This window comes from Nocardia sichangensis (assembly GCF_047200615.1).
GTDB lineage: Bacteria > Actinomycetota > Actinomycetes > Mycobacteriales > Mycobacteriaceae > Nocardia > Nocardia sichangensis.
The window spans coordinates 1-15,942 of the sequence record NZ_JBJZOK010000063.1 but is presented as its reverse complement, the minus strand read 5'-3'; the positions used below and the strand labels follow the sequence as shown (position 1 = coordinate 15,942).

General features: G+C 63.4%; 9 protein-coding genes. 3 read left to right on the top strand and 6 right to left on the bottom strand.

Annotated elements, in window-relative coordinates; translation table 11 throughout:
• Nucleotides 1-93 precede the first annotated feature (93 nt).
• From ACL03I_RS38525 to ACL03I_RS38515, 3 genes are all read right to left on the bottom strand, one after another.
• On the bottom strand, nt 94-336 hold the full coding sequence (locus ACL03I_RS38525) for a hypothetical protein (protein WP_412808532.1): 243 nt from the start codon (nt 334-336) through the stop codon (nt 94-96).
• A 36-nt stretch (nt 337-372) separates the two neighbouring features.
• Nucleotides 373-4,350 (bottom strand): NACHT domain-containing protein, encoded by a 3,978-nt coding sequence (locus ACL03I_RS38520; RefSeq protein WP_412808531.1) that lies wholly within the window; start codon nt 4,348-4,350, stop codon nt 373-375.
• A 335-nt stretch (nt 4,351-4,685) separates the two neighbouring features.
• Nucleotides 4,686-7,904, bottom strand: coding sequence for an NACHT domain-containing protein (locus ACL03I_RS38515; protein WP_412808530.1), 3,219 nt, complete (start codon nt 7,902-7,904; stop codon nt 4,686-4,688).
• A 199-nt stretch (nt 7,905-8,103) separates the two neighbouring features.
• Here ACL03I_RS38515 and ACL03I_RS38510 point away from each other — a divergent pair, with 199 nt between their 5' ends.
• Together ACL03I_RS38510 and ACL03I_RS38505 are read left to right on the top strand one after the other, a co-directional pair.
• Nucleotides 8,104-11,373: an NACHT domain-containing protein gene (locus tag ACL03I_RS38510; RefSeq protein WP_412808529.1), complete on the top strand. Its 3,270-nt coding sequence runs from the start codon at nt 8,104-8,106 to the stop codon at nt 11,371-11,373.
• A 199-nt stretch (nt 11,374-11,572) separates the two neighbouring features.
• Entirely contained in the window at nt 11,573-11,797 is a 225-nt protein-coding gene (locus ACL03I_RS38505; protein WP_412808528.1) for a hypothetical protein, read from the top strand.
• A gap of 206 nt (nt 11,798-12,003) precedes the next feature.
• On the opposite strand, the gene ACL03I_RS38500 is transcribed toward ACL03I_RS38505, so the two are convergent.
• The 3 genes from ACL03I_RS38500 to ACL03I_RS38490 all read right to left on the bottom strand — a co-directional run bounded on the left by ACL03I_RS38500 (nt 12,004) and on the right by ACL03I_RS38490 (nt 14,311).
• Nucleotides 12,004-12,975 (bottom strand): coiled-coil domain-containing protein, encoded by a 972-nt coding sequence (locus ACL03I_RS38500; protein ID WP_412808527.1) that lies wholly within the window; start codon nt 12,973-12,975, stop codon nt 12,004-12,006.
• A gap of 35 nt (nt 12,976-13,010) precedes the next feature.
• On the bottom strand, nt 13,011-13,688 hold the full coding sequence (locus ACL03I_RS38495; protein ID WP_412808526.1) for a tyrosine-type recombinase/integrase: 678 nt from the start codon (nt 13,686-13,688) through the stop codon (nt 13,011-13,013).
• A 188-nt stretch (nt 13,689-13,876) separates the two neighbouring features.
• Nucleotides 13,877-14,311, bottom strand: a complete 435-nt coding sequence (locus ACL03I_RS38490; RefSeq protein ID WP_412808525.1) for a hypothetical protein — start codon at nt 14,309-14,311, stop codon at nt 13,877-13,879.
• Nucleotides 14,312-15,191: 880 nt separating this feature from the next.
• On the opposite strand from ACL03I_RS38490, the gene ACL03I_RS38485 reads away from it, so the two are divergent.
• Nucleotides 15,192-15,872: a hypothetical protein gene (locus ACL03I_RS38485; protein WP_412808524.1), complete on the top strand. Its 681-nt coding sequence runs from the start codon at nt 15,192-15,194 to the stop codon at nt 15,870-15,872.
• Nucleotides 15,873-15,942: the final 70 nt, after the last annotated feature.

Genomic DNA, 15,942 nt, shown 5'->3' with positions numbered 1-15,942 from the left:
GGGTCGGTCGCGCCGGTGCACCCCTTGCCGCGGGGACGGGAGCGCGGCCGTCGACGCCGTGGTGGTGTCGACGACCGCGCCGGGGGCTGGAGGCTATGCGGGTCGGGCGGGGGTGATGGTGATGCCGTCGGTGGGGACCTCCCACAGGTTGGTGAACTCGTGGCCGTCGTGGCTGTCGGTGGCGGCCACGGGGATGACCTGGGGTGGCCGGTCGTGGGAGTAGGGGTAGGTGCGCCCGATGTAGCTTCCGGTGTCGAAGCGGAGGTTGTTGTTGGTGACTGGCGCAAGGCGAGCGAATCGGCCGAGCGACTCACCTGTCGCGCCCGGGTGCGGCAATAGGTGAAGCCGCTGCAGACACTCTTGCTGGCGCGCTCAGGCCTGCGGGCCGATATCGAGGATGACAACCTCGATTCGCTTGGTCGGCAGATGGCGTCGTGCCTGCTCGCGCAGCTCTGCGGCCAGTGCATTCGCGTCGCAATGCGCCTTAGTCCATGACGATGGCCGCAGTTCGCGAGCGGTCCAGTAGACGATGTAGATGCCATGGGTGAGGTCGGCAGGCTTGAGGTACTGGCCGACCAGCTGCTCGTCGATCGCGGTCATCAGCGAGCGGTTGCTGACCAGTTTGGCTTCGAAGGCTACCCGGCCTACGTCAATGCCGCCGGCAGTGGCGGTGAGGTCTATGCGGGTGCCGACGCCTGTAGGTTTGGGGCGAGCCACCTGTATCTCGCGATCCACAACGACATGAGGTGTGAGCCTCAAGCGAAGCTGCTCCGCCAGCCAATCGGAGATGGTGTCCTCCCCCTTCGGCGAGGCGCCCTTGGTGCCGGGTTCGCGGTCCCAGAGGAATCGGAAGGTGGCGCGCTCGCGGATGTCGTGTTGGATCTGAGCGAGTTGTTCGAGCAGAACGGTGAGTAGTCCGGCGCTGTCGCGGATCAGACGGGCGTCCCCACGGGCCAGCAAGTCCATGAACGTGCTCGGCTGCAAGGGGCGCCAGTTCACCAGCGCCTCACGAGTACGCGCCTCCTGCAACAGGTGCCGGATGTACTCCAGGTCTGCTGCCGGGCGACCGTCCGCGAGGGTCGCTAGGTGCGAGACCATGCCGCGACCAGCCATCGACTGCAGCAGTTGCTGGCGCAGTTGACTAGCAGCCGACTGCGGGGTGCGTTCAGCGAAGTCGTCGCTTTGTGCAGGATCCTCGGCGATGGGCAGCTCGTCCAGCAGCATGCCGGCCAGTGCGGCGAGTGAGGCGTCGGACAACTGCGCGGGATCGAGGCCGCGTAGGTGCTCCAGCGGGCCGAGTCGGCCCTGCGCTACGGATTTCGCCACCAGTTCGTCTGGCGCCAGCTTCGCGAGCGCAGTCAACGCTGCAGCAGGAACACCACCTTCGCTCATCGCAGTCCGGGCGACATCGAGCGCGATGTCAGGCGCGTGCTCGATTAGCACCTCAACGGCCTCGTCGCGACGGGTCGCGGGGTAGTCGGTGTTACGCGCCACCTGCTCGACCACAACTATCAAACGGCTGTCGGAGAAGTCGGCAAGCGGGTGGTGTGCGAAGGAGGGACCAGTGGCCTGTTGTATCTGTTCGCGCAGCGCTTCGTCGATTGCATCGCGCCCTACCTGGGGCGCCGCCTCACGGATCCGCCACTGCCAATTCTCCTCACTCGGGAAGGGCGGCATCACGGTGATCGCCGATGCCCACGGCTCCCAGGTGGTCGGCTCGACGTCGATCAGCAGGTCAGGGCGACGTGCGGCCAGCGTAGCGAGCAGGAACACTCCAGCCCAGTCGGACATCACCTCTCTAAGGTCCCATTGTTGTCGGTCCCGCCAGCGGCTGATTTCAGGTTGCCTGGAGTTGAGATAATTCAGCCCGAGTCGCAGGAGTTCGTCTTGCTCTTCGTGCGTCATTGCAGACCACATGGGCCTGCTTGTCAGGTCCCAGCCGACGTGTACCTCCGGGTTGAGTCCCGTCGGGTCGTCGGCGAGCGCGACCACGACCTGCCACCAGTTGTCGATGTTCTCGCGTGCGTGATTTACTGCGTCGCGCATCGGTGATTGTTGTCCCGCCGAGGAAGGTCCCTCGACGTTTGCGGTTGGGTCGGGCAGCCAGTGGGGCCGCGAAGAGAGGTCTTGATGTCCCTGGAAGGCGGCGAGCACCTCATATGCCGGATGGTCCTCGCCAGTGGTGAGAATGCGGGCGGATGATTCGGCGTCGGCCACGCTCCAGGCCAGCTGTCGCAGTGCCACTCGAGCAACGTCGACCGCTTCCGGTGGGGCCGTCCGCATCCAGTCGATGAGCCACCCGATGTCTGCGGGCATGAGCAAACGCATGTCGAGCACCGCGACGAAAGCGTGCTCGTGCATCATCAGCGCTGCGCCTGCCATGGCGCGACGCATGTCCGGATCGTCGTCTGTCTCCCATGGGAGATTATCGCCGCCGAACATCTTCTGGGGCGCGAACTGCACGCCGCCCAGCGCTGCACCGATCACAGCAGCAGAAGCCGAATTCCTCATCTCCCAGGCACGGTGCAGCAGGCCGCCGATCAGGCGGTCGAAGACGTAGTCGCTGTGCTCACCTCGACGGTGCAGAGCCTCGGTCAACGTCGGGACGACATGGTCACTAGGGGTGAGCGAGGGCAGCTTTCGGAGCAAGAGGTAGTAGTTGCCGGCGTAGTTCGATGCGCGTCCAGGTCTCAGAGCATTTCGAATTCGAGTGAAGTCCACGGAGTCGGACAGCATCGCTTCCAGGGCCGCGGCGAGGATCTCGTCGAGTGGGTCCTCCTCGGGGCCCAAATCCAGCAATGGCGCCAACTCCGCCACCCGATCTGGTGGTGCGACCTCGGCGAAGGCTCTGGCTGCTTCGGCTCGCATGGGGGCGGGCCAGGCAGACTCGAGCGCGATCTCGAGGAGGCCGTCGGCGGCCTCGGATACGGCGCACTGTCGCGCTATGCGGCAGACCCAGAAGGCAGCCCAGGGATTCGATGCACCCTGCACGGCCCCGTGGAGCTGGGTGGCCAGCCCAGGATGGGACAGAACGGAGGTATCGGCACGCCACCCTTCATCGATCATGCCGGTTGCTGCTCCGTGGAGGAGTGCCTCGACGATGCGCTGACGGACATGATCATCGACCAGTTCCAGTCCGGCCGTGCCCAGCAATTGTTTGGCGTTGTCAGCGATCAGCGCGTCGTCAACCGCTGTGCCAGACGCCAGCAGCCAGCCGAGCACCTCGATCATCGGTCCAGGGACGAGACCGTTGACGTCAGCCCCTAGCACCGATACAAGTCGTGGCCCGGCCACGCCGCGGCGCGCGAGATACGCTGCCGCGAGGAACTCTGCGTAGGACTGGTGAATGAAGGCCACGGTGCCGTTCCCAGCCGCTGTGAACAGCGCGGTGCCCAGCACCTCGCGAATATTGTCGACGGTCAGCAGCGAACCGGACAGGTCGGGCTCGGTCTGGGTCGGCACGGAGGCCACCGCGAGCACAGAGACGTTGGAACTCCCACCGGCCGCGTGCCAAGCCGATCCACCCGCCGATTGCGGCGCGACAGGGCTGAGTGCGAAGCCTCCCGTTCCGCAGAACATCGCTATCGCAGCCAGTCGCTCGGCGATCAGAAGTCGGCGGTGGTCGTCGAGCTCCCCGGGCAGAAGGGTGCTGTTGGTCTCGGACAGCATACGAGTGACGGCATGTCGCATAGCCTCCGACCGGCTCGCAGGCAGTCGAGCCGACACGCGCCAGTCATGCAACAGATTCAGAGCGTGCAGTGGGTACGCGAGCAAACGGGTGAGCCGGGCGTCCTCGACCGCTGCCAAGAAGCGGTCGGCGTCCGGGCCGGCCAGCTCCCGAATCCCAGCGAGGTCAAGAGGAAGAAGTTCGAGTTCCTCGAAGTCGGGCAGCGCCGCGGCCAGACCTTCTGCCAGGTCAGCCGTCCATGAACCGGGCCTGCAAGCCAATCTCCATGCCACGCGATCGGCTCCTGTACGCCTCAAAAGCTGCACCAGGACGTAACCGATGTTGGGGTTGACTCGAAGTGCCGCGTCGACAGCATCAATGAAGACCGTGGGGCCGGGAAGGCCTGACGGCGAGGACTCGCTCGATGACACAGAGTCGAGCAGCGCGGTGAGGGACTGTTGGCCATCCAGCCGCAAGTCGATCGAAAAGCTGTCGGGCTCGCAGCGCTCCAGGTCCTCGATCAGCGTGGACTTTCCGGCTCCGCCAGGAGCGAGAAGCACATAGGAGCTGCGTGTGCCGATCAAGTCCTCGGCCCGTCGTGGCCGGTCCCCCACGTACCAGTGGCGGCCTGTCGTGACAGAGTCGAGGAGTCCATGCTTTGTGCGCGGAACGTCGCTCTTCACCGGCGCCACCCATCGAGACACCGCTTCCCTTCGGAGCGCCTGCTCTCTTGCCGCCTCTGTCTCGAGCGGTATGGGTCTTTCTGGATGCGTCATGACACTTGAAGCCTAGGGTTCGGGGCCTGGAGTATAGCGTGGGGGCAATTTGCCTGACCCGTCCCGGAAACCAACCGCGAGTAGAACTCGAAATGAAACCATTCAGAGTCGTTCACTGGTGGGGATGATGAGCAGGGCAGCCGCAGGCAGCGGGGGAGTAAGGGCTCGACGCAGGCGGTGACGGTGACGGTGACGGTGACGGTGACGGTGACGGTGACGGTGACGGTGACGGTGCGACCATATCAAACGTTCCGCGGTCCTCCGTTTAGGGCCGACACAAGCGCTGCCCAATTCTTTTCTCGGTCGGATTCGTCGACCAATTTAGATGCATAGGAGATAATCGACGCGCGCACTGACGGCTCGAGGGTGGTCGCAGCGATATCCATGATCGAACTAAGGTCAATCCGTCCCACATCCGACAAATAGTACAAGTGTCCGAAAAGGTGATCGGGTAGCGGTATCCCAGTACGATTAATGAGCCGGGCCACACTTTCGTAAAAATCTTCCCCTCGGCGGAACTCCCGTCGCGGCGGCGGTGCAATTGATATTATTGAAGAAGTCCAGCCCCGCTCGATCAATTTCCCTTCAGCGCTTTCCCAGTAATCCCGGAAATTCATGGCTTGAGTAGCGAGTGCGCTTCGGGCAACAAGAAGGGCTGGTGACACTTCGCGTATGTCGATGTTGTCGACGTCGAACGCGGCGTGCCGTGCATGTTCAACGTCGATGAGAAAGGGAACAGCGACGGGGTCCGGGCGATGCGCAAGAAGGTGTACGGCTTGGCTTGCCTCGATGATCCTGAGCGGATCGGCTGGCAATGCCGACGTCGCAATGTCCCCGAGAGCCCGCAATACGCGTAGTTGATTCCACTTCCCCGAGGGAAGAGGGTTACGCCAGGGCCGCGCCCAATATCCGACACGCGCCCATGGACTTGCTCCTACGAGTTCACCTACGCGACAGAACTGTCCAGCACGGAATGCAAGGAGCGCGCCCCTTTCTCCCGAAATCAGCTCTCCGACGCCAGGGTCACCGGCTATCGACCCCTCGAATGGCTCGGTGTTTTCATGATACTTGTGCAACAGCTGGAATATAGTTGCGAGGATTCTCGATGGTAGCGCATCGAGAACCTGTTGTTTAATTGGTTCGAAGCAGGTGGCGGACGCGAGATGCAGGCTTCGAGTCCAGTCTGCGTGTATCTCTCGAAGGAGCCAATTGATTGTTTGGGCTGGCAGGAAGTCGACCGGGAGGCCGATGGGGTAGGAGTTGCCGCCCATTATCGACTTCACGGTGTGATGCACGCGTTCGGGGTACGCCTGCGCGAGCATGGATACAGCATGTGTCCGTGCTGAGGCATCTTTGGCTCGGCATGCGATGTGATGCAAGATATCTGGGCCGATGTCGAGGGGGTCGGGTGTGAGGTGGAGAATTTCTCCTATTGCTTCCCAGTCGTTGTTGTCGCGTTCGCGGATGCGGTGGAGGGTTTCGGTCGGGTCGACGCGGAAGGCTGTCGCGTAGTCGTGTCGTGACAGCGCGGTGGCGAACAATGCACGTGCGCGTGGGGTGCTGGAATCGAGCACGGTGGTCAGGTCTTGCGCACGAGTGTGGATGTAGTCGGCGGGGTCGCCTTCTAGAGCGAATTCGTCGAGTGTGTGTAGTAGTTCTTCTTGGGTGTCGGGGTTGAGCAGTCCGATGGCGTGTTCCAGAACGGTCTGCCATTCCGGGCGTAGCACGGCGCTTCGGCAGAGTGTTCGGCCGAGGTCGGGCGAGTTCGTCACGACTGTAGCGAGGTGGCGTGCTGTGAGGTGCTCGTGGATGGTGCGGTGCAGCCAGCGGTACTCCTGTTCGAGTGCGGTCAGGCGGCTGTCGGGCTGGCCGTGCAGGGTCAGGAGCCCGTCGGCGTGAATGAGTTCGGATACCTCGTGGTGTTGGCCGGAGGCGTGGCCGAGCAAAGTTACGACCGTCGCGGTATCGCACCATCGTCCGAGCGGGCTGTCGGAGTTTGGAGCGGTCGCCATGCCCCATGCGAGTTTTGTTGCGACGGCCTCCAGTTGGGCGATTTTGACGGGGTCGTTGCGGCGCTCGGCGGCGGGTTTCCATTGCCGTTGCAGGAATCTGGTGATGTAGCGCTGGTAGAGAGCGTGTTTGCGGGTGGGGACGTGCTCGCCTTCGGCGACGTAGGCGACGAGGCCAGCCATCAGGGGGATGGTGATCAGATCTCGGATTTCGCGTGAGCTTCGCCGGGCCTCGGCGACTCGCTGGGCGCCGGGGCCAGGAGCGTGGGTGAACCAGGCGTCGAAGAAGGCGTCTGCCTGCTGCGTAGTGAGTTCGTCGACGAGGTATTCGGCCTGTCTCGGTAGCGGTCGGTCGTATCCGGTGATGCGGGAGGTGATCACGATGTGTCCCGGGATGCGGGAGAGGTGATCGAGCGTGTCGCGGACTGCGGCCCGGTGAGCGGGGTCGGAGACCTCGTCCCAGGAGTCGAGGGCGAGCAAGGTGTGGGGATTGGTGGCGATGGCGCCTTTCAGCGTTTCTTGGACGGGTTTGGGGATGGAGTCCCGATGCCATCGGGCCAGCGCGGCGACTACCGCGCTAGCGGCGTGGCCCGCTGATTTCGGGGTGAGTGATCCCGTTCTTGTCACCACTGCGGCAAGGTCGGGCAGTCTGATGTGGATGGTGGGGTATTGGGGTTCGGCGCGGATCCGCTGGGCCGCCAAAGCGGCGAGGATGGTCGTTTTCCCGCTGCCGGGGTTGCCCAGCAGCACGACCGCCGGATCTTCTCGGCGAGCAAGCGCTTCCAGCGCGTGCTCGCCTCCAGTTTTGCTGATCGATGCGTACAACGAGGGACTGGCATGATCGACGCCGAGAAGCCAGTCGTCCGTGAGCGGGGATACAGTCATCGTCTGCACGAGAGCGGTTGGCTTCAGCTGCGGCGGATAGGTGACCGGCGCTGTGTCGAGTTGATCGGCAACGGCTTCCAGCACGATGCGGATGTCGGTGGTAAGAGCCGGGGTGTCGAGTTCGGCTTGTACCGCTGCGCGGATGCGGTCCGTGGGGGTGTAGCTGTCCGGGATTGTCCGGCGGTGCGGTTCCAGCAGGAGCCGTCGCAGCGTCGCGGCGCCCGGCTGCGAAGGCGCGAGGGCGATCAGTAGCTCCGTTGCGAGCTCATCGCTGAGTGGGTTGGCACCGTCGAAGTAGTCACGCAGTTGCTCAGACCGATATTTAAACAACGCTGACAAGGAGTCGGTGCCGAGATAGTCGCGACGCGTGCGCCTGTGAACCTCGACCAGAGTCCGCTCGTTGGGTGTGCTCCTGTATTCGTGAGCTGCCACCATGATCAAGGCGAGCATTGGAGTACCGGGGACGACGATGCGATTGTCGACGGTAAGGCTGGTACGCAGTCGCGGCGCCGCGGTCGTCACCGCGCGGACGATTTCCTGGCGGTCGAGAGCGATGATCACCAGCACCTTGGCGGGATCGGGGAGTTCGTCGAACAGGTTCCCACGCACCGGAAAACGGTAGCGCTTCCTCCGGGAATAGTCGCCTGCGTGGGCCTCGGTAGCGGAAGGTCGCTGAGGATCGTCCAGATTGTTCGAAGTACCGAGTGACTGTACTGAACCGAATCCTCACGCAACCAGAGTTCTCGGGCCGCTACCGTCGGTGCTTATGCAGGACCAACGTTGGGGCGTCCTTCCCGATCCAGCCCAAGTACTGGTGATCGTTTCGACCAGCCACGGCGATCGGATCCGTGCCCTCAACGAGGCCGCGCCCCGGTTGCGTCCGCTGCTGACCACACCGAGTCGGGTAGTGGTGCCGGGCACCCCCATGCTGGCTCTACTCATGGTCGCGGCGCACCAGTACGGGACCGACCCGACAAGGGAAGACCTTGCCGAGGTGTACATACGCACGCGCCGTGACTACCGAGGACCGGACTCGTTGTCGGCGTTGTTCAAGTACCGCCAGGACGAGTTGCGCGCCTATTTCGACTCGGCCGAACCACTCAGCCACGACCTGACCGACCAGCTACTCCAAGGGCTTGGTTCGGTGAACGCGGACACTGCCGAGCGCCTGCACAGACTGCTCACTCAGCCGGACCGCAGACGTAAATGGACCACCATGGTCCCGAAAGATGGCATCAGAATCGCTGTCGAAGCCGAACTCGCCGTTCCACGATTGCCGAGCGAGGTGCGCGCTGTTCTTGCTTCGGTTGCCGACCAGATCGATACAGCGCCCGTGTACTACCCACCGGAACTGAAACCCACTGCGATCACCCAGGCCATGAGCATCACACGCCTGGACGATAACTGGCTGACCGAGGCGCACCTCAGTGCCTCCGGTCTCTATGCCTCCATGGGACGAACCGGCGGCAAACCAGCGATATCCACCCTGGCCCACGCGCACCGAACTGTGCTGCTCGGCAATCCCGGCAGTGGAAAGTCGACAATCCTCGCCGCACTCGTCGCCAGCAGGATCCGCAGCGCTCCTGAGCATCCGACGATTCCGGTGCGACTGCCCGACCTCGCCACCATCCTTTTCCATCCCAACAACTCGCCGCCCAAGAACTTGCGCAGTGCGGCGAACGCCATTGTCGCCGCGATGGCCCGCTGGCATCGACACGACACCCCTAAACCAGTTCGGATCGCGCTCATCGATGCCATCGTTGCCAATCCCCACACACTGCTCGCCTTCGACGCATGGGACGAGGTCACCGACACCGCACAACGCGCCGCCATCCGAGACACGTTGGAGCACCTCGCAGGTGCTCCCGGGCGCATCGTCGTCACCTCTCGTATCACCGGCTACGACCGCCCGCTGCCGTCCCAGGACGAATACCTCGTCGACGACCTCGAACCCGACCAAGCCGACGACTTCTTCACCGCCTGGTTCACCCACGCCCCCGGCGTTGGCGCCGATCGTGTGGCACACGCCCGCCGAACCTCCCACGAAGTCCGCGAACTCATCGCCATCCCATTGATGGCCGGCCTCGTCGCTTTCGTTGCCCAGAACGATGAGATCCCCACACGGAAGTCCGCGCTCTATCGGCGATACATCACCCTGTTCCTCGAACGCCGTTGGCGGCCACCGGCCGAGCAGCGCACCGACCCGATCCTCATCGCCCGCCTCGAGACAACCGCCGGTCACATCGCGTGGAGCATGGCGACCACCGGCACAGACTCTCACACTCTCGGCGAGTGGCAAGACACCGCGACCATCACCGAACTCCTCGACTCCGCTCCCGGCAGCGATCAGCATCTCCATAACCTGATCCGCACCGATGGCCTGCTCACCCTCCACGGCCAGCCGAACCCACACACGACCTCGATGGACCATCGGTACCGATGGATTCACCGGACCATTCACGAACATCTCGCGGCACGCCACCTGGCCACGATGTTCGCCCGCAACCCTTCAGACACACTCACCACGATACGAGAAGCGGTCCTTGACCAGACGTGGAACGTCACGCTGGAACATTTCGTCGGCCTCCTCGAGCCGCACCATCAAGACGGAGTCTTCCGCGATTTGAAGGCTTTCGCCCTGGAGGGCGACCCTGCCGAGTTTCTCTCGGGGCGCATCGTTCAAATGTTCGTACACGCCGATAGGCACAGCGAGGCGTCCGAGGTCATGTTCGAATCAGCATTCGCTGAGCATGACTACACGCTCGCGCACAGGATCAAACCCGAAGCGACAGTCGACCGGATCCTCGCGACACCTTATTCTGAAGTGCTTTGGGTCAACGTCGCGGATATGGCGTTGAGTATGGATGTCATATCAGAGCAGGACGCGACTTTGCTCGAACAGACGGTGCGCACGCTCTCATCGCGACTTTTTGCAATCGACTCCATCTATAAGAAACTGGCCGTCGACCCCGCTCGCGTAGACGCATTGATCGTAGAACATTTCGAGTCGAACAAACTAGGGCACCCACCGATTCTGCTTTCAAATATTGCCAGTTCGGCGTCCTCGAAGATTACCGCCCTTCTCACCACCAGTCGCTGGCCTCGGACCTACGACCTGGCTCGAACTATAACAGATTTCGAGGAAGGTACGGATCGTACCGAACTTGTACGAAGGCTGGTCCCTGGCAACATATTCGAACTTTGCGTGCGATGCGCACACCTGCTATTGAATCCAGACAGCCCTGACCGCTCCCCGCTTCGCACCAGCCCATCACTCCTCACCGATGACAACCCTCCCGATCTGCAATGGTACGCGGGGCGGTTCAGCACAATGAGCGATCTGAAAAACGCCGGGATATGGGCACACTTCGGATATTGGTCTAGCGGCGGAGGTATCGACGCCATCGATCACCAATTCATCCAGCACGGATTCGTTTCTCCGCCCGGCAGGTGGTCGGTCGACCGCGCCGTCGAAGCCTTGGCGCACGCCCGGGGCCTGCACGAACCACCTCGCGACCTCGCCCACCTGATCGAGATAGCCCAAGCCATAGGCTGGCTCCATAACAATCCTTCGCCCGAAGCCCTTCCCGCAGTGGTTGCTTATGTCCCTCTCAACGACGACGAGCATTACACCTACCGAGACAGCGTCCTCGAAGTCAATGCCATCGAACTGCTACCGGGACCATGGCATGCCATCAGAAACATGACTTGGGAACAGTTTTGGAGTACCGCACGCGATCTCATCCCACAGCATGGATGGAATCCGATACAGCACCTGATAAATTTGGGCAAGTGGGAGGATGAAAAATCAGCACTCGCTGATATCACGAATTATATAAGCAGAAGCGGAGAAACGCCTCAGGACATATGGTTCGGCCTGGAAGGGGTCGATTTCGACGACACCTTGAGAAAGGCGACCACTGCACGCACGAAGGCTGCGCGAAAATTCCTGCTCGACTTCGCCGTTCGATTCCATCGGGGCACACAGCTAAGTGCGCTTTGGCCGGCGATCATTCACCTTTTGAACACGGAGTAGCCGCCGGGGTGCGGGAAGTTCGAACGAGCAGTAGCCACTTGCTCGACGCGGACCGTACGACACCGCGCTCTCGGGTGTGTGGTGGTTTGTACCGGTTGTCCGGCCGATGTACCGGTGTTGTGTACCGGACCATGCCCGATGCCGCGGTGCCACGCTCATTCCTGTTGTTGAGCAATGGTTCTCGAGATCGGGAGTGCGCGTGAGTCGGAAGGGACTGCTGGTCCATGGCTGGATGGCCACTAACGGCGTCGGCGCGGTGGGCCTCGCGGCGGCTCAGGCGCCGGCGTGGACGGTGGTGGCCGCGGGCGCGTCACCGACGGTGTGGGGTGCGACAGCGATCGTGCTGACCTTCACGTCGGTGTTCGCGAAGAAGAAGGCGCGGCGTGAGGCCGCGTACAGAACCTTGAAACTCATTACCGGGTAACCTGACCGGCTGATCGAATGTCCCGTGCACATCCTTGTGCACGGGACTTTTTCATTCTGCAGGCATCCTTCCGTTGCTCCGAACGGAAGGCGAATTGTTGCCGAGCCGCCCTCATACCAACTGCTGGGAGACAATGCTGAGCGCCGTCGGTTGATGCAAGGGAGTCGTGCGCTCCGCTTGCTGAGCCCGACGGCGCCTGCACCAGTCTAGTCAGGCGTCAACGCGTAGGCCGCCGCCACGTCGGGCTCGTCGGTGGCCCGTCCCGGTGGGTGAGTTGTGGTGGTGTAGCGGCGGATGACTTCGGTGAGTTGTTCGCGGTGTTCTCGGGCGGCGTGGCTGGCCATGGCGTGGGCTGCGGTGATCGCGCGGGCGTATTCGATGTCGCGGTGTTCGACGCGCTGGCGGTGTTCGGCGCGTTCGGTGTCGAGCCGCTCGCGCAGATGCCGGTTCCCCTCACAGAGGGCGTCGTACTGGTCGCGCAGGACGTCGCGTTCGCCTTCGGCACGGGCTTGGGCGATACGCGCCGCGTCGAGGTAGTCGCGCATCTCGCTTCGCGTGGTTTCGGCTTCGGAGTATGCCTTGTCGCGTTCCGCCTCGGCTGCCGCGATCCGTGCCGCGGCGTCGGTCTCGGCCTGTGCGAGGCGAGTGCGGGCTTGCCGCGCCTGCGCGTCGGCTTCCTCAGCGGCGGCCAGGGCCCGCTGCTCGCGGGTGACGGCTTGTTCGAGCCGCCGTGTCAGGGCGCGGTTGTGCTGCTCGGCGGCGGCGCGGGCGTTCTCTGCGGCGGTGATGCGGCGGGTGGCTTCTGCTTGGATGTGGGCGATTTCGCGGCCGATCGCGGCGGGGTCGGTGAGGTGTGCGAACAGGTCGGTGACGTCGGCGGCGACGTGGGTGAGTTCGGCGCGCAGCTGGGCGTAGCGGTCCAGAAGCGCCGAGAGTGTGGCTTTGCCGTCGGTGACCGGCCGCGGGGACGGCTGCCGCAAGTCGAGTCTGGTGGCTTCGCGGTGGAGGTTTCTGCTGTGACGTAGTGCTTTCTGAGCGGTGTGGTCGGGGTTGTCGCAGTAGCGGCGTGGGGCGCCGCGCTGTCCGGGGGCGCGGGCGGGCAGGGGTGTGTGGCAGCCGGGGAATTGGCACAGGCCTTCGGGTGGGCTGATCGGCGCTGCGGTGACGGCTTTCAGCACATGAATTCCATTCCAATCCATTCCATTCCATTCCGTCAGGGGGAACGGAATGGAATGGAATGGATTTCGCTCGGTGCGTATGTCCGGGGGGACGGGAACCTCAGGCGGCGACGGTGAGCATGCTCGCGCGGCAGGCGGCTGGCGATGACCTGAGCGGCCGAGGCGCTGGCGACGCGGTCGTTGTGGCCGTAGCGACGGTCTGTGGTGGTGACCGATTCGTGTCCGGCGTCGCGGGAGACGACGAACAGCGGCACGCCGTCCTGCAACTTCCAGGAGATCCCGGTGTGGCGCAGGGTGTAGGGGCTCAGCCGCTTGCCGACCAGGGTGTTGACCGCACCGCCGTAGTAGGCCAGCAGCAGTTCGGGGTCCTCACCACGCCACAGCGCCTTCTTCGTGAACAGGGTGAAGTCCCGGCGCGACAGCGCCCCGAGGCGGCGTAGCGCGGGCTGCCAGGCGTTCTTGTAGAAGTGGTAGGCGGTGACGGGTGTGTCGTTGCGGGTATGGAACAGCAGCGCGTCGCCCGGACGGGCCAGATCCAACCGCGCCACGGTTTCCAGCGGCACGTTGACCGTGCGGATGCCGCGCTTGGATTTCGGCTTGCCCAGCCGCAGACGGGTGCCGTCGTCCTTCCACGCCTTGTTGATCCGCACCGCGCCGGTCTCGGGGTCGATGTCGCGCACCAGCAGCGCGCCGACCTCGCTGGGCCGCGCCATGGACACCAGCCCGAACTCGGCCTGCGGGCGCCAGCGTTCGCCCAGCAGCTGCTCGAACAGCTCCCACTCGTCGTTGGCGAAGATGTCGATCTCCGCCGGGTCGTGGCGTGGCAGCCGGGTGCCAGCGCACGGGTTGTAGGGCAGCAGTGGGGTCGGGCGCTGCTCGACCGCCGCGCGCAGGGCCGCGCTCAGGAACCATGCTTGTTGGCAATTGTCTTGGGCGAATTCCCTCGGTCCTGTTCGAGGTAGACGATCCAGGCGGCGTCGGTGTCCTGGGTGACCGCTTCCAGCGGCGCACCCTCGCCGAAGAACGGGACGATGTCGTTGCGGATGAACCTGCGGTACTTGCGGCGTCCATCCTCCTGAACGCCGACCAGCCGGTCGACGTACCGGTGCAACCATGTGGTGAGGAGAATCACCTCTGAGCCGGTGTCACGTCTGGCTTCGAGGACCTTCAGCGCTTCCGCGATGCCGACCTTGTCGATGAGTTCGGCCCACCACTGGGCCTCGGCGAACTCCTCGAAAGTCTCCGAGGACTGACGGCGCTTGTCATCGGTGTCGTAGAAGTAGTAATAGACCTGCCAGGCGTCGCTGCGGGGCCGCGGCCGGGGTGTGGAGGCCATGGTGAACCTTCCGGTTGTCGGAAGACACGTCGCCTCGAGATGCCGTTGATGACGGCGGTGATGACACCAGGTCCGTTCCAGGGTACCGGAACTGCCGTTGACCTGGCCTTTCGTTTGAGCCGCCTGGGGGAATCGAACCTCCGACCCCTACTCGCCATCACAAAACCCCAGCTCAGCGAGCTGTCGATACATGCGAAAGCGTTCCCTGCAATGACATTTCATGCCGCTTCACTACACCTCATTGCAGTTGATGACCGCGACACGTGACGAGAGGTTCCGGTATGGGGTGATCAGACCAGCAGCATTCTCGGATGGCAGTACGACACTGCTTGAACGCGTCCTGAGTACCGTGCGAAGCTGCCCACGTATCGCCCTTGATCCCAATTGAAGCTGGTCTGGCGTCTTCGCCGAAGATGAGCTTTCATAGATTCGGGAGAATCGGCAGGCGGGACAGGAAAGAAGTGTCCATGCCTAGTCAACAACGCAAGGTAGGTTTACCGCTACCCGCACGGCCTGTCCCTGCCCATCAGTTCGGGCTACCGGCTCCGAAGGTGATGGTATCGATCGTCAATGATCGCGCACGCCTGTCCGGTCAGCGTGTCTTCGCTGCAATGGGCTGGCCGGCAACCCAACCCATCACCTATTCGATCGTCGGACAGATCGTCGCAATCCGATGCGCCGCACCGGGGAAGACCCGCTACGCGATCAGTCCGCTAGGGCAAATACGCCTACCAGCGGCAGAACGACACGCTGCCGGTATAGCTGCAGGCGACCACATCCTCCTCACCGCCTGGCCCTCCGCAAGCATCGTGACGCTCGTTCCGTCTGGGATTGTGCTAGAGGCTTTGGCGTCCACGCTGACAACGATTGTGGGCACCGCGTGAACACCCACGAGTTCGAGGTAGCCCGACTTTTTCTGGAACGCCTCAACATTCGCCCTGAAGACCTCCTTCGGTCCACGACCCATCACACGAAGGCCCCTACCTTCGCCGAGTATGTGCCACGCCTCATCGAGGCAGTGCCGCCCGGTGCGCGACGGACCTACATGCCCTACTGGCGTCGCCTCAGCGCCAAATGGCCCGACCGGGCACTGGACGAACCCACCGCCCTCGAACTTCAGGAACTGGTCGAGCACATCCGACGCAATGCCGTGATACGCCGCAATAGCCGTGACGGACGTTCCGCCGCCGAGCATATGGTCGGCGCGATCCGCTGCCTCTATCACTATGCCGACCGCGATGGCTACATCTCCTCCTCCGGCAACCCCTCCACCAACATCAACAAGCCCTCACGGCTGCCGAGCGCACGACATGCCCTCGCGAGCCGACAGCTCGCCCAGATCAACCACATCGCCACCACAACGGGGAACGACCCCGAACTCGACACCCTCATTCTGCGACTGCATCTCGAGACAGCCTGCCGCACCGGCACCGCGCTGCGGCTCCGCAGGCAAGACCTCGAACCCGAACAATGCCCTGATCCGATTGTTCGGCAAGGGCGGAACCATGCACTGGCAGCCGATATCCCCCACACTGATGGCCCGAATACTCGATCACGGTGAACGCAACCCCGATCTGGGGCAGCAACTCCTGCGGTATCGACACGGCCGTCCGATCACACGTCGCCGCTAC